This is a genomic window from Acinetobacter sp. YH12040 (genome assembly GCF_013420005.1).
GTDB lineage: Bacteria > Pseudomonadota > Gammaproteobacteria > Pseudomonadales > Moraxellaceae > Acinetobacter > Acinetobacter amyesii.
The window spans coordinates 72,919-87,040 of record NZ_VOZB01000006.1; the positions used below are offsets into that span (position 1 = coordinate 72,919).

Here is a 14,122-nt window from a genome sequence, read left to right on the forward strand (position 1 = left end):
TATTCAGGCTGATGATGACGTCGTATTTCTGATCTTTATTATGTTGAATGATGAGGGTATTTCATTACATAGAAAATGATCATTATTTAGGAATGTGATAGTACTATTCAGCAAAGTATAAATGGGTATACTAGAATCTCTTGTTATAAAAAATAGCAATATCAGGAAAGACAATGACTGCACGTATTCAAAAAGGCAAGTTAGCGATTGCTAAAGAACTTTACGATTTCATCGAAAATGAAGCACTACCGGGTTCAGGTTTAGACAGTGAAACTTACTGGAAAAACTTTGAACAAGTCGTTGTCGATCTTAGCCCAAAGAACAAAGCACTATTGGCTAAGCGTGACGACATTCAAGCGAAAATTGATGAATGGCACCGCAACAACAAATTTGAACTCGAAGCTTACAAAGCTTTCCTTACTGAAATTGGCTACTTATTACCAGAAGTAGAAGATTTCCAAATCAGCACAGAAAATGTAGACGAAGAAATCGCATTATTGGCTGGTGCGCAATTAGTAGTGCCTGTACGTAATGCACGTTACTGCTTAAACGCTGCGAACGCACGTTGGGGTTCACTCTACGATGCTCTTTACGGTTTTGACGTGATCTCTGAAGAAGACGGCGCGGAAAAAGGTAAGGGCTATAACCCAGCTCGTGGCGCAAAAGTTATCGAATTTGCTAAAAACTTCTTAAATGAAACTTTCCCGCTAGCTAATGGTTCGCATGCAGATGTAACTAAATATGCGGTAGAAGGCAAAAAGTTAGTTGTAAGCCTAAAAGATGGCTCAACTGCAACTTTAGCGAAAGAAGCTCAGTTTGTTGGTTTTAATGGTGACGAAGCTGCGCCAACTGAAATCGTACTTTTAAACAATGGTTTGCATGTAATCATTGAAATTGATGCGACGAGCCCAATTGGTTCAACTGATGCTGCGGGCGTTAAAGACTTAGTTCTTGAAGCTGCAGTAACCACAATTCAAGACTTAGAAGACTCAATTGCAGCAGTTGATGCTGAAGAGAAAGTTGAAGGCTACCGTAATTGGTTAGGCTTAATGAAAGGTACACTTTCTGAGTCAATCGAGAAAAATGGTAAGATCATCACGCGTACATTAAATAAAGATCGTACGCACAAAAACTTGATCGGTGGTGAAACTACGCTTCACGGTCGTTCATTGATGTTGCTTCGTAATGTGGGTCATTTGATGACAAACCCTGCGATCCTTGTAGATGGTGCTGAAATCTACGAAGGTATTATGGATGCATTGATCACACCGTTATTGACCTTTGCAGACATCAAAGGCGAAAACGAAAACAAGAACTCTCGTAAAGGTTCTATGTACATCGTGAAGCCAAAAATGCACGGTCCAGAAGAAGTTGCATTTGCAGTTGAATTATTTGAGCGTGCTGAACAAGCGCTTGGTCTACCTGCGAAGACTTTGAAAATCGGTATCATGGACGAAGAACGTCGTACTTCTGTGAACTTGAAAAACTGTATCGCGCAAGCGAAAGATCGTACGATCTTTATTAATACAGGTTTCATGGACCGTACGGGTGATGAAATCCATACTTTCATGGAAGCAGGTCCATTCGTTCGTAAAGGCGAAGTGAAGTCTCAAATCTGGTTCCCTGCATATGAAAACCGTAACGTGATGATCGGTCTTCAAGCCGGCTTACGTGGTAAAGCGCAAATCGGTAAAGGCATGTGGCCAAAACCAGATATGTTGCTTGATATGTACAAAACTAAGATTGAGCATCCAGAAGCTGGCGCAAGCTGTGCATGGGTTCCGTCTCCATCTGGCGCTGTAATTCACGCGATCCATTACCATCAGTGCAATGTTTCTGAGCGTCAAAAAGAGTTGTTGAATACTCAGCCGCTATCTTTAGATGACTTGTTAACGCCGCCTTTAGCGACAGATACAAACTGGTCTGAAGAAGAGAAAACCAAAGAACTCGAAAACAACCTTCAAGGTATCTTGGGTTATGTTGTTCGTTGGGTTGATTTGGGTGTAGGTTGTTCAAAAGTACTAGACATCAACAACGTTGGTTTGATGGAAGACCGTGCAACTTTACGTATTTCTTCTCAACACGTTGCGAACTGGTTACGTCACGGTATCGTAACTGCTGAACAAGTTGAAGAAGTATTTAAGCGCATGGCGAAAGTTGTGGATGAGCAAAATGCCAACGATCCACTTTACACACCAATGGCACCAGGCTTTGATGGTTATGCATACAAAGCTGCTTATGACTTAGTATTCAAAGGTGGCGAGCAGCCTTCTGGTTATACAGAGCCGCTTCTTCATGCTTACCGTTTAAAATTAAAAGGTTATACAGGTGACTAATCTGTAAATCAAAAAAAGCCTCTTCGGAGGCTTTTTTTATTGCTTGAGAAAGTTAGAATGTCGACATAAAAAATGAAAAGGAAACTCCATGTATTTATGGAATGTAAATCGGTTGGTGGATGATATAAGACTGAATAAAGTCTCAGAAAGCCATTATAAAAACTACTATATTGCCAGCTCAATATTGATTTTCTTTAGCTACTTAGCACTGACCTTAACCCCAGAATCCAAACCTACAGAAGCTTGGGCTTCGTTTGTTTTACAAGTTGGTCTGCTGATCAGCTGGGTGAATGCCATATTTAAAGCCAATGGCGGCGAGCAAGGCCGAGATTTTTTAAAGCGCTTTATTGCATTGTATTTGCCCGTAACGATTCAGAGTTTAGTCCTCTTTATCTTGATCGCTGTTGTTGTCGAAGGGCTGTTACCCATGTTGACCGTTAACATGGAGGAGGCTGCGCTTGAGCAACTCACCACAGTTAAAGATCTAAGTTTTGAAGTCATCATTAGCTGTTATATTTATTGGCGAATCTATAAAGCGATGCGGCAGATTCATCAGCCTGTTTAAATTATAAGGTTGTAAAAGAAATTAATTATAAAGTTTTATCCTGTTTTTCTCATAGCTTTTCAATGCTGAAGCCTTTACATTGGGATGAATGATAAAAATAGGATGGAAACGATGTCAGCTTATACCGCATTAGATTTGCAATATATTGGTGGGCAATGGCGAGCAGGGACTTCAACGCGTCACATCAAAAATATAAATCCCTTTAGCCAAGCACAGATTTTTGAATTGCAGGCAGCCAGCAGTGTCGATGTAGACAGTGCTTATAGTGCGGCAGAAGCAGCATTTAAATCAGAAATGACCAAGCCCATTGAAATACGTCAGCAAGTTATCAATAAATTAGCTCAAACCATTCAGCAGCGCAGAGAAGAAATTATTCAATGGCTGATAGATGAATCTGGGAGTACACGTTTAAAAGCCAATATTGAAGTTGATGCGGCGCTCGGCATTATCCAAGAATCGCTGAGTTTTCCTGAAAAAATGCACACCGTGGAGCTAGAGAGTAAAGATCCGAGTCGAAAGAGTTTTGTACTGCGCAAACCCTTGGGAGTCATAGCAGTGATTAGCCCTTGGAATTTTCCATTTCATTTGTCGATGCGTTCTGTGGTGACTGCGATTGCTTGCGGCAATAGTGTGGTGCTGAAGCCTGCAAGTGACACGCCAGTGACAGGTGGAACGTTGCTCGGAAAGTTATTTGAAGAAGCGGGTTTACCGCATGGTGTGTTAAATGTCGTTGCAGGCAGCGGCAGTGAAATTGGCGACTATTTTGTAGAGCATCCTGTACCTAAATTGATTTCATTTACAGGTTCAACTGAAGTGGGTCAACAGGTGGGGGTGAAAGCTTTGGTAAGTTCACGGATTAAGCGTTTAGCGCTGGAACTTGGCGGCAATGCGCCTTTGGTCATTTTAGATGATGCAGATTTAAATTTAGCCGTTGAACTGACCGTGATGGGGCGTTTTTTGCATCAAGGACAAATTTGCATGAGTACCAATCGAGTGATTGTGGATGAATCCTTGCACGATGCTTATGTTGAAAAATTAATTAAACGGGTAAAAAGCATTGTGGTCGGTGATCCGAATGATGCTGAAACCCTGATAGGGCCCATTATCAATAAGTCGCAAATCGATAAATTAAAAACTATTATTCAAAATGCCATTCAGCAAGATGCAATTTTAGCCTACGCGGGGGGTATTGAAGGTCAATTGGTTGCACCGCATATTTTCACCCATGTGGATGCACATGCTGATATTGCATTAGAAGAAAGCTTTGGGCCAATCTTGCCGATTTTAAAAGCGCGAGATGAAGCGCATGCACTAGAATTGGCAAATTCAACCCGATTTGGTTTATCGAGTGCGGTATGTACCTCAAATTTAGCACGCGGCGGAGAGTTTGCGGCCAAACTCGATATAGGTATGACGCATATCAATGGCATCAGTGTGGCGGATCATTCTAATGCACCCTTTGGCGGTGAACGGAATTCAGGCCTTGGTCGCTTTAATGGTGAGTGGATATTTGAGGAATTTACCCGCACCCATTGGCAAACGTTCCCTGCTTAAAACACACAAATTGAAGTCTATTTTATCTTGTGCAATAGACTTCACCGCAGCTAATGTTACGCAGGACATTTTTAGTTTATTTCCATGAAATATCAGGCAGAATATAGTCCCAAAAACGGCTCCAACGTGTCTTGTAATAGAGAAAAGAGCCAATATCTTGGCTTGAACAATTATCCTGATAGTACATTTTGTGATTCATCAACAGCATAGGTTTACGCTGCAAGGCCGTCATATATAGCTTGAACTGTACCTTATAATTGTAGATTGAATAATTAGAAGAAATACTCTCGGTTTTCATTTTTTGGATATTGTGAATATACACATCAAACTTCAAGCCATTTTTGTAATCTGTTGCCTCATGAATTGTTCGATCTGCAATTGGAATAAGCGGATTGTTATCACTAAACGCTAAATATGCGTTATGTATTTTGTTTCCTTATTGATAATTAAACTGAAGAGCTGAATTTGCAGTAATGAAATAGGGGAGCGCATCTTGAGGGTTGATTTTAAACGTGCCTGTACAATTAGTCCTGACACGCCCTTCATCTTCGTTCACCGTAAACCAGCCAAATTGATCTTCCAATTCCGTCGTATGGGCTTCATCTACGTCAGGAAGAATCACGCCAAACTGATCTCTTTGTCTTTGCTGATTTTGCATCAAGCGATAACTATTTTGAGCACGTTTTGCAAAACGGATTTCAGGAAACATCTCTGGAGATGTAATTTTAAAATCAGAGACATTGATTACTTCACCATCAGGCAATATGACCAATGAAAATTGTTGTTCTTGGGTGTGGGGAAGATTTTTGACCGTCACCCAATGATGTGTACTGATCATTTGCTGATTGCGTAAATGCTTGTACTGAATGCGGTATTTGCCTGCCGGAATCTCAGTCTCATTGATTAGGTCTTGTTTAAATGGATATTCGTTGAGATAGAGCGCGTCGAGACTAAAAGGTAGAAATGAAACGGTATGTACAGAGACTTTTGCGGCATGTGCGGTTGAATATAGGCTTGAAATTAGAATTAAAACGATAAAGCGACTTCGGTCTAGATTTTTCATTTATTATAAAGATTGATTTTTTGCGGATTATGGCAAATATGTGTGCTAATTTCAAACCGATTACCTTATCGCAATTAAAGTCTCAAAACTTGCCTGAAATCAGCTTTGAATATCCTGAGGAAGTCTATCCAAATTATGATTTGCCGCTACTCTTTAAGTCTGAACAAGGGCTAGAGTGGCGAAAAGTGAATTTTGGCATGGTGCCTAAATGGGCCGAAGACAAATCAATTGCACTTAAAACCTATAATGCCCGAAATGAAACTTTGTATCAAAAGCCTACGTTTATTAATGCGATTTCAAAATGTAAGTTTGGCGTAATACCCGTGTCTGAGTTTTATGAGTCAATGTATATTGATAATAAGCCGCAGCGTTGGAGTGTTAAGCGCAAAGATGGAGAAGCGTTTTATATTGCTGCCTTATATGACATTTGTAGACAAGGTGATGAGATTGTACGTTCAAGTACCATGATTACGATGGACGCTATTCAGCATGAGATGATGAAGCACTTTCATGAGCCGGGCAATGTAAAACGTTCGGTGATTGTAATTCCGCATGCGAGGTTAGAAGAGTGGCTGAGTTGGAAATCACCCAACATCCAAAGTTTTGTACAAGGTTTTCCTATTGATGAGTTTGAATGTGCACACGCACCCAAAATAAAAATCGAAAAAATCAGTCCCCAACTGAATATTTTCGATTGATATTTCGGTGATGCAAATGCTTAGCGAGCTAAGTTTTTAAAGATATGCTTTAAGCTTTCCATGGTTTTTTCAATTTGTAGGGGTGTTAAGCCTTCAAAAGATTGCTCTAGAACGACATTCGTTAGATCGTTAATCTTCTGCGTCATAGCAGTGCCTTTATCGGTTAACACGACGCGGGTAATACGCGCATCATCTTCACAAGAATAAGTATCTACCAAGCCTTCATCTTTTAAGCGATAAACGATCTTGGTTGTGGTCGACATTTTAGATACGACCATTTCAGATAAATCTGAAACGCTAGCATGTGGTTTAGACTTGAGTGCGAGCAGGATACGACGACGTGAATTATCAACGCCATACTTTTTCAATGCATGGTCGACGTTTAAAACATATTGTGAATGCACCTGAGTAACCCAGTAGAAAGGAAAATTTTCTAAACTAAAGTCATCGGTGGATGGTAAAAATTTTGAATACTTTTTTGTCATAAAGGAGTCCCCTGAATATTTGTTTTAATTTTATTTAATGTTTTAACATTCTATTGAAAAATAGAGGGTAATAGCAAGAGTTCACAATAAAAAAATAGAAAGTAGAAGATATCTCATTTTTAGATTATCTAAATAGATTATATTGATATTCTGTCTAAATGCTTAACAGAAATTAAAAATAAGGTTAAGTATAGAGATAGTGTAGTGAAAATAAATAAGTTTTTAATTTGAATTGAATATTAATATTTTTTACCAAAAGGTAGAAATAAATAATTCTTTAGATTTGTCATACAATCTATTACAAGCGTCCTTAATTACATTTAATTAAAAGTCAGGTGAATTCATACTTTTTTAAAGTGGAAGAGGAGATCTCAAAAAGTAGGTTTTAACATCTAGATGTGTATTTTATATCGCCCATTCGATTTGTAATGCATTCAGCGTTTCTTAACATTTTGTCATATAGTTGATGCGAAAAAATATGCTTGAATACATTACAAATGCGCAAGATTGTGCATAATGGAATGGTCTCTAGTTACATAGGTTAAATTTATGGATCCGTCGCCGTGCGTTGGTCTGATTGAAGATATTCTTATAATCCAGAATGAGGAAGAGAGCTAATGGAATTTTTGTTAGATCCCGGAATCTGGGTTGGTTTACTTACATTAATTATTTTAGAAATTGTACTAGGTATTGATAACCTAGTCTTTATTGCCATTTTGGCAGAAAAACTCCCTCCAGAACAACGTGACAAAGCCCGTGTACTTGGTCTTTCACTCGCATTATTAATGCGATTAGGATTGTTATTTGCAATCTCTTGGTTGGTCACATTAACAAAGCCCCTGATTACCGTTTTTGATTGGACATTCTCTGGTCGAGATCTCATATTATTGTTCGGTGGATTGTTCTTAGTTTATAAGGCAGTCACAGAGCTGCATGAGAAATTAGAAGGTAAACCAGAAGTTCAAGTGACAACAAAAGTGGCATATGCCAGCTTTACAGCAGTAGTTGCGCAAATTGTTGTCTTAGATGCGGTTTTCTCTTTAGACTCTGTCATTACAGCGATCGGTATGGTCGACAACATTTATGTCATGATGGCTGCAATGATTGTGGCAATGGCAGTGATGTTACTTGCATCTAAACCGCTTACGGCTTTTGTAAACCGACATCCGACCGTCGTGATCCTATGTTTAAGCTTCTTATTACTGATCGGTATTAGTTTGATAGCAGAAGGTTTTGGTTTCCATATTCCGAAAGGCTATATCTACTCAGGTATTGGTGTTGCGATTGTCATCGAAGCCTTTAACCAGTTTAGTCAACGCAATGCTCAAAAACATGAAGCGAAAATTCCATTACGTCATCGTACTGCGGACAGTATTTTAAAACTGATGGGTGGGCGCTTAGAATCCGATCAAGTTGGTAATCAGGCGCAAGAAACCTTTGCAGACGAAGAGCGTTACATGATTGGGGGGGTGTTGACGCTTGCAGAGCGTTCAGTTGCGTCGATCATGACTCCCCGTAATCAAATTTCTTGGGTGGATTTAAATGACACACCTGAGCAAATTCGTGAGCAAGTCCTTTCAGTGCCGCACAGTTTATTCCCTGTGTGTCGTGGTAGCTTGGATAAAGTGATTAGTATTGTCCGCGCGAAAGAACTTATTGATGTTCTAGACAGTGAAGATGATCTAAAAGCATTGATTAAACGTCATCGTCCAATCTTTATTTTCCAAAAGATGAAGGTGATTGATGCGATTAATAACTTGCGTACCTCAAAAGGCTCTTTGGTGCTGGTTACGGATGAGTTTGGGGCGGTACAAGGTCTGATTTCACCACTCGATGTGTTTGAAGCGATTGCTGGTGAATTCCCTGATGCAGATGAACAACTTGATTTGATTAAAATCGATGATGAACATTGGAAAGCTTCAGGCATGCTCGATCTGTATCAGTTAGAACTTGAATTGGAAATGCTGGATTTGATCGAAGAAGATGATGGTTATATCAGTGTTTCAGGTCTTATTTTAGATCAGACCCACGGCAATGTAGAAGTCGGTACTGTGGTTGATTTTAAAGGCATTCAATTTAAAGTCACGGCAATGGATGAAAACCGCATTAAAACGGTTGATATCTATTACCAAGCCTAATGCTCAAATATTAAAAATGACTCTAAGACAGCTTTTCGAAGCTGTCTTTTTTGTATGACTAGAAAGTATAAGAAATCCTATATAACAGGGGCTGCAATTCACGATGTTAAAACGTATCATATTTACATGATGTAACAGTCAAGGAACGCTATATCTTTTGGGTTATTAGATGGCTAAAACGGTTCAAAAGTAAGAAATATTGATATGGTTGATTTTAAAAAAGCATGAGGTTAAATAGCGATTCATTTTTAACTTGGGGTTTTAATCATCATTGATGATCTATGAATAATTTTATTTCATTTAAATACCGCTTCGGAAAACTTTATAACTAGGGACTTTGAAAAAATATCAAAGTTAATCCATTAAGAAAATGGGTGTTGGTATGGCGATCACTGAGAATATCATTGATTTTTGCAAACTCACGATTGAAGAAAAACATGAGTTGTTTCAACGGCTCTGGGAGTTTGATCAATGTATTTTCCCAACTTCTAAGATTGAGCAACTTTATCAATACATGCATGACCCAGATATTGTTGCCTTACCAATCATTCAGTATTTTGAGCAGAATAAACTGATTGGGCAAAACATTGTGCGTATATTAAAAATTATGCATAACAATCGGCCGATTTTTATTTTTAATTCACGGGCTGGGGTATTGGTTGATTACCGTCGGAAAAATCTGACCTTAAACTCGGCGATTAAAGTGGCGATGCAGCATCAGATTCGATTTCCAGCGATTCCGATGTGGTTTGTGGCTACATTGGCACAACCAAAGGTATATACATTATTTGCCTCGCGCTCTGTTAAGTTTTATCCAAGGCACGGTGTCCCGATGCCCACTGAGTATGCGGATGTTTTAAATAGTTATAAAATCCGTCAGCATGATGTGCAGCATCGGGCTGAGGATATTTTTGTTCATCGTTGTGATTTACCGAAGGTGACGCCTGAGCAATTGGTTCGGCTACGGAAAAAATCTGATGAACATGTTCAATTTTTTATGCAGCACGTGCCAGATTATTTTGATGGCATGGGTTTAATGTGTATTTGTAAATTAAATGTTTCAACCATTTTTGAAGCAAGTATGAATCTGGCAGTTGGGCGAGCAGTTTAATGACGGACATGGATGTGTTATGGGACAAATGACGATATATCGATTATTAGGTTTTGGTGCGGCAATCTTTTTAACGGCTTGTCAGCCTGCAGAGCAAAAAATACAAGAGCAATCGCAGAAATGTGTTACTCCTGAAAAATTGGTCAAACAAATTTATGACCAAGAGTTGAAATTACATGCTTTGAGTAAAGATCAACTCGCTGCCTATTTTGAGCCATCGTTAGCGGAACGTATGCAAGCAGAAATTAACTGTAAGCAGTCGCAACAAGCGTGTAATGTAGATTTTGATATTTTCACGGATAGCCAAGATCCGCAGCAAGATTCGAAAAAAGGCGTTCAGCCTAAACTGAGTTTTGATGAAAATAAAAACGTCGTTCTTGCTGAGTTTAAAATTGGTGATGAAGCCAAAGTCTTAAATTATGAAATGAGTGATGGCGACTGTTCAAAAATCAAAAATATTGTCTATGCGGGAGACTATGACCTAGACATGATTTTGAGTAATCCAACAGAAACGATCGAAGATTCAGAAATGTTTGATGCCAATGCTGCAAGTGACAGTACGGGACAGTAAATTTTTTGTAGCATATTAATTGGTACAAAACAGCATAAATCCTTGAACAGCTTGAGCCTTTTACTCAAGCTGTTTTTTTTCTCAAGCTATCGTAGTTCATAGTGCATAAATTTGTATGTTGGCAAGTTGATTGAAATCATCTTCATTGAGATTATAAATTTCATCTAAAAATGCAACATTAAAACTGCCGACGCTTGAACTTAGTTCATAGGCTTTTTGACCCGCAATCGCAAAGTGCAAATGTGCAGCGACCGTGCCGGCAGTTAGCGTTTCACTCACGGCGCAATACGCCGCTGTTAACGCACCTAAAGCGCAGCCAGAAGCCGTCACTTTGGGTTGTAAGTAAGATCCACCATTAATCTGTATCACCGCATTCATTTCTTTCGATAAGATGAAATCCGATTCGCCTGAAATTGCCACACATTCACAGTGTTCTAACAAGGGCACAGCATTTAAATAAATCTCGGCACTATTGAGCGTGCTATCGACACCGCGTGATTCTCCTTGGTTACCTGCAAGACCGCTAATTTCTGATGCGTTGCCGCGAATAATACTTGGCTTGTATTGGAGTAATTGGTCAACCATTTCAGATCGCCATGGCAAAACGGGGCCATAACCGACAGGGTCAAGCACCCAAGGTTTATTTAAATTTTGTGCTGTTTGTGCAGCAATTTGCATGGCCTGCATTTGTTCAGACGTTGGCGTGCCTAAATTGATATTCAATGCACTGGCAATCGAGGCAAAGCTTTCAGCTTCAAAGGGATTGTCAATCATTGCAGGAGAAGCACCCGCAGCTAAAAGGACATTGGCCACATAATTGCTCGCGACTGCATTGGTGAGGATATGCACTAAAGGTTGTTTGGATTGAAGTCCAATCCACGCATTAATAACGCTTTGCAAAAGCGGGCTATTTAAGTCAGTCAATTCACTGTTCATGGTCGTTTCAAAATTTTCAGATTGATTCATCGTTTTCTCCCTTAGCGGGTGAAGTAATGGTCTTGATGTTTACAATTACGGCAGAACAGGGTCACATAATCTGCGGCATCATAATCGACAGAGAGTTCTTGTGAACCACAGTACATGCAACGCTTTGTGGAATAAAAATTTAAGCGAGGTTCGATTTTTTTCCAAGCATGGCGTATTGGTTGCACAAAGATACTTTCATCGAGTCCTAAAAAGTTAAAGAGCAAAATTTCACTCATTTTACTAAAGGGGAGTTGTGGCGGACGAGGGAGGGTAAAAGTTTCCCATTTTTCCTGTAAGCCACGTTCACGGTATTGCTGTAAGGTCTTTTTTAACAGATTGGTGTTAATGAAATTTTCATTACGAACTTGCAGGGCTTTTTGTTTATGTAGGTATTCGAGTGCTGACTGAATCATATAATAAATCTGCCCAACCGCAAGATGGTCGAGTAGGCGATAACAGAACACTTGAAAGCTTTTATTTCCTGCAATTTGAATGCCCCATGTCTTACAGTAAAACTGCATAAATTGCACAATTTCTTGAAACAGTAGGAGATACAAACACTCTTTCACTTCGTCAGCACTTTTAAATGGAACACCCAAGGCTAAATTTTCATAAAACCAATGACGGAGTTGCTGCGCTACGCTAAAAAGACTGGGCTCCGAATAGCCATCCAGACGGACATTGATATAATACTGTTCAGCTTGTAGCGCATCATCTTTCACAATCAAAATTTGCTCATGCACGAGATGCTTTTTGAGTGATTGTTGGAAGAAATAATTCGGGCTGATGTTGTGGTATTTAATAGCGTCCCAGTCGATAAATTCTTGATGTGCCGTATGTTCTTGGACGTGATTATCCAATAAAGCCAGCAAAAAGAGTTTCTGTAAAAAACTCAGTTCACTTAATTCACGTTCAACGATATCTTTATTTTTGAGTTTACGCTGTTCTTGTAAGCGGGTTTCTTTCAGTAGTTTTTTTCGCGCGGCCTGACAGTTTTCACAATGACAGTTGTATTGCTGTTCTGGAAATATTTGATGATGACAGTGGCTACACTGATAAAAATTAAATTCTTGCTCATCTAATTTTTCAGCATCTACCCAATACATAGATGCACGACACAACGGGCATTGCGTACTTTCATCCATTTGTTTGCGTAGAATATTGAACATGTTGCCAGCGTTTCTTGAAAGGTTAAATGGATTATACACATCTCTGTTTAAAGACGGGTTTGCAATTTCAGTTGCGGCAGCTCAGGCGATATGTTGACAAATAAAAAAAGCTGCATAGTGATGATGCAGCTTTTAGTCAGAATGGATTATTAATAGGCGGCTGGGCATGGGATCGATTCGTCCTCCTCTCCAAGTTGTTTGGCTTGTATTAAAGCTTGCACTTTTTTAGACGCGACTTTTTTAGTGCCTAATGCACTATATGAATTAAGTAATGAACTGACCTCAAAGGCTTTGAGTGGAATCCCTTCGCAGGTCATAAACATTGCAATCACCTGATGGTCGATATTTGCAGCATCAAGCGCTTGCAGTGTCTTCATATTTTCAATACGGATGATGTGTTCTTTAATAAACATAATGCACCTCTTTTTGTTTTAGCCTGATGATTTTGCTTTTGGCAATTAAGTAGATGCAAAACGCATGCTCAAATGTTTTGAGTAGAGATTTTAAAGCAGATAAACTGTATATTTATTTGCTAAGATATTGAAAATAAAATATTAATTTTAAAGTAACAAAATAATATTGATGCGTATGGCTATGTCTAATGAATTCTCAAAATTCTTAAACTGTTGAAAAAGAAACATCTTGGTGCATCGTTTAAACAGAAGTATGCAATCAAATCTAAATCAGAATATTGATATGATTCGAGAGTTAAGGTACTTTTTGGAAGGAATCACCTAAGCGATTGGATTTTAAAAGTATATTTGTATATATTGAGCTTATAATTCTAATGATCTGGGCTTCTAGGATTGAAACCAAGCGGAATCTAATGAACCTGATACACAGTAAGATTCGGCTTGATTTCTTAAGGTTTTAATCTTTTTTTATCCTTTCTTTGTATGGAATACATATGTCAGACGCACTTAAAAACAGCAATATCACCCGTATGCAATTATATAAGCAGCCACAGGGTATGGTTGGTGCGCTGATTATTGGGCATGATCAAACACTGGAAAAGACGATCGAGTTATTGGGCCTGGCGCAGCAACATCAAGTATCTAAAATTTATGTGGCGGGTGCGACGGAAGAAATTCAGCAATTCCTCACTTCAAAAGTCACGGCATTTCAATTTTACTTTGCTGCAGACTATGAAAGCGCACTCGATTTAATTTTTGCAAATCAATAATCGTATAAGTCTTAAACAGGTAAGTTTGAGCGCAATAATTTGAACGTACAGATGGATTAAGCACCTGTACTTTCTCTTTCTAGTATATAGGCGCTTTATTTATTTTAGTTAGATAAAAAATTTGCTTATTGAAGTAGCTGTACTCAACTCAGGCATTTATTTTGCTTAAACATGGCGAAAATATGTGCCAGCCTTTAAATTATTCTATAAAGATGATTGAAAACAACATGCGCTGAGCCCATATATAAATCATTGTAAATGCGAAGACAGCTTATGCATCTTG

At 38.9% G+C, this 14,122-nt stretch carries 13 protein-coding genes; 8 read left to right on the forward strand and 5 right to left on the reverse strand.

The genetic code is table 11. The features are described 5' to 3' along the window. Positions 1–173 precede the first annotated feature (173 nt). The 3 genes from FTT99_RS08485 (at position 174) to FTT99_RS08495 (ending at position 4,455) form a co-directional block, all read left to right on the forward strand. The gene (locus tag FTT99_RS08485) at positions 174–2,336 is read left to right on the forward strand and encodes a malate synthase G (RefSeq protein WP_180129521.1); all 2,163 of its coding nucleotides are present in this window, start codon (positions 174–176) and stop codon (positions 2,334–2,336) included. A gap of 88 nt (positions 2,337–2,424) precedes the next feature. After that, positions 2,425–2,901 carry a hypothetical protein gene (locus FTT99_RS08490; protein ID WP_180129519.1) on the forward strand — a complete coding sequence of 159 codons (477 nt, stop codon included), beginning with the start codon at positions 2,425–2,427 and terminating at the stop codon, positions 2,899–2,901. A gap of 111 nt (positions 2,902–3,012) precedes the next feature. After that, positions 3,013–4,455 carry an aldehyde dehydrogenase family protein gene (locus FTT99_RS08495; protein WP_180129518.1) on the forward strand — a complete coding sequence of 481 codons (1,443 nt, stop codon included), beginning with the start codon at positions 3,013–3,015 and terminating at the stop codon, positions 4,453–4,455. 436 nt (positions 4,456–4,891) lie between these two features. Here the strand turns inward: FTT99_RS08495 and FTT99_RS08500 are convergent, their stop codons facing one another. Further along, positions 4,892–5,518 carry a hypothetical protein gene (locus tag FTT99_RS08500; RefSeq protein WP_180129516.1) on the reverse strand — a complete coding sequence of 209 codons (627 nt, stop codon included), beginning with the start codon at positions 5,516–5,518 and terminating at the stop codon, positions 4,892–4,894. 38 nt (positions 5,519–5,556) lie between these two features. Here FTT99_RS08500 and FTT99_RS08505 point away from each other — a divergent pair, with 38 nt between their 5' ends. Next, a complete protein-coding gene (locus FTT99_RS08505) occupies positions 5,557–6,216 on the forward strand; it encodes an SOS response-associated peptidase family protein (protein WP_180129515.1) in 660 nt (219 codons plus the stop codon). Between the two features lie 20 nt (positions 6,217–6,236). Here the strand turns inward: FTT99_RS08505 and FTT99_RS08510 are convergent, their stop codons facing one another. Then, positions 6,237–6,701: a MarR family winged helix-turn-helix transcriptional regulator gene (locus FTT99_RS08510; RefSeq protein WP_078193646.1), complete on the reverse strand. Its 465-nt coding sequence runs from the start codon at positions 6,699–6,701 to the stop codon at positions 6,237–6,239. A 617-nt stretch (positions 6,702–7,318) separates the two neighbouring features. Between FTT99_RS08510 and FTT99_RS08515 the strand changes: the two genes are divergently transcribed. The 3 genes from FTT99_RS08515 to FTT99_RS08525 all read left to right on the forward strand — a co-directional run bounded on the left by FTT99_RS08515 (position 7,319) and on the right by FTT99_RS08525 (position 10,521). Next, complete coding sequence (locus tag FTT99_RS08515; RefSeq protein ID WP_180129513.1) at positions 7,319–8,839, forward strand: transporter associated domain-containing protein; 1,521 nt, start codon at positions 7,319–7,321, stop codon at positions 8,837–8,839. A gap of 382 nt (positions 8,840–9,221) precedes the next feature. Further along, the gene (locus FTT99_RS08520; protein ID WP_180129512.1) at positions 9,222–9,950 is read left to right on the forward strand and encodes a hypothetical protein; all 729 of its coding nucleotides are present in this window, start codon (positions 9,222–9,224) and stop codon (positions 9,948–9,950) included. 19 nt (positions 9,951–9,969) lie between these two features. Continuing rightward, complete coding sequence (locus FTT99_RS08525; RefSeq protein ID WP_180129510.1) at positions 9,970–10,521, forward strand: hypothetical protein; 552 nt, start codon at positions 9,970–9,972, stop codon at positions 10,519–10,521. 96 nt (positions 10,522–10,617) lie between these two features. On the opposite strand, the gene thiM is transcribed toward FTT99_RS08525, so the two are convergent. From thiM to FTT99_RS08540, 3 genes are all read right to left on the reverse strand, one after another. Then, positions 10,618–11,487: a hydroxyethylthiazole kinase gene (gene thiM, locus FTT99_RS08530; protein WP_180129508.1), complete on the reverse strand. Its 870-nt coding sequence runs from the start codon at positions 11,485–11,487 to the stop codon at positions 10,618–10,620. Between the two features lie 11 nt (positions 11,488–11,498). Continuing rightward, positions 11,499–12,656: a hypothetical protein gene (locus FTT99_RS08535; RefSeq protein WP_111885041.1), complete on the reverse strand. Its 1,158-nt coding sequence runs from the start codon at positions 12,654–12,656 to the stop codon at positions 11,499–11,501. Between the two features lie 149 nt (positions 12,657–12,805). Beyond that, a complete protein-coding gene (locus FTT99_RS08540) occupies positions 12,806–13,069 on the reverse strand; it encodes a hypothetical protein (protein WP_078193641.1) in 264 nt (87 codons plus the stop codon). A 494-nt stretch (positions 13,070–13,563) separates the two neighbouring features. Here FTT99_RS08540 and FTT99_RS08545 point away from each other — a divergent pair, with 494 nt between their 5' ends. Further along, the gene (locus FTT99_RS08545) at positions 13,564–13,839 is read left to right on the forward strand and encodes a hypothetical protein (RefSeq protein ID WP_180129506.1); all 276 of its coding nucleotides are present in this window, start codon (positions 13,564–13,566) and stop codon (positions 13,837–13,839) included. Positions 13,840–14,122 lie beyond the last annotated feature (283 nt).

Bases quoted from the DNA above. Each gene is read 5' to 3' on its own strand.
- FTT99_RS08485 (WP_180129521.1), top strand. From the start codon at position 174: ATGACTGCACGTATTCAAAAAGGCAAGTTAGCGATTGCTAAAGAACTT.
- FTT99_RS08490 (WP_180129519.1), top strand. From the start codon at position 2,425: ATGTATTTATGGAATGTAAATCGGTTGGTGGATGATATAAGACTGAAT.
- FTT99_RS08495 (WP_180129518.1), top strand. From the start codon at position 3,013: ATGTCAGCTTATACCGCATTAGATTTGCAATATATTGGTGGGCAATGG.
- FTT99_RS08500 (WP_180129516.1), bottom strand. From the start codon at position 5,518: ATGAAAAATCTAGACCGAAGTCGCTTTATCGTTTTAATTCTAATTTCA.
- FTT99_RS08505 (WP_180129515.1), top strand. From the start codon at position 5,557: ATGTGTGCTAATTTCAAACCGATTACCTTATCGCAATTAAAGTCTCAA.
- FTT99_RS08510 (WP_078193646.1), bottom strand. From the start codon at position 6,701: ATGACAAAAAAGTATTCAAAATTTTTACCATCCACCGATGACTTTAGT.
- FTT99_RS08515 (WP_180129513.1), top strand. From the start codon at position 7,319: ATGGAATTTTTGTTAGATCCCGGAATCTGGGTTGGTTTACTTACATTA.
- FTT99_RS08520 (WP_180129512.1), top strand. From the start codon at position 9,222: ATGGCGATCACTGAGAATATCATTGATTTTTGCAAACTCACGATTGAA.
- FTT99_RS08525 (WP_180129510.1), top strand. From the start codon at position 9,970: ATGGGACAAATGACGATATATCGATTATTAGGTTTTGGTGCGGCAATC.
- thiM (WP_180129508.1), bottom strand. From the start codon at position 11,487: ATGAATCAATCTGAAAATTTTGAAACGACCATGAACAGTGAATTGACT.
- FTT99_RS08535 (WP_111885041.1), bottom strand. From the start codon at position 12,656: ATGTTCAATATTCTACGCAAACAAATGGATGAAAGTACGCAATGCCCG.
- FTT99_RS08540 (WP_078193641.1), bottom strand. From the start codon at position 13,069: ATGTTTATTAAAGAACACATCATCCGTATTGAAAATATGAAGACACTG.
- FTT99_RS08545 (WP_180129506.1), top strand. From the start codon at position 13,564: ATGTCAGACGCACTTAAAAACAGCAATATCACCCGTATGCAATTATAT.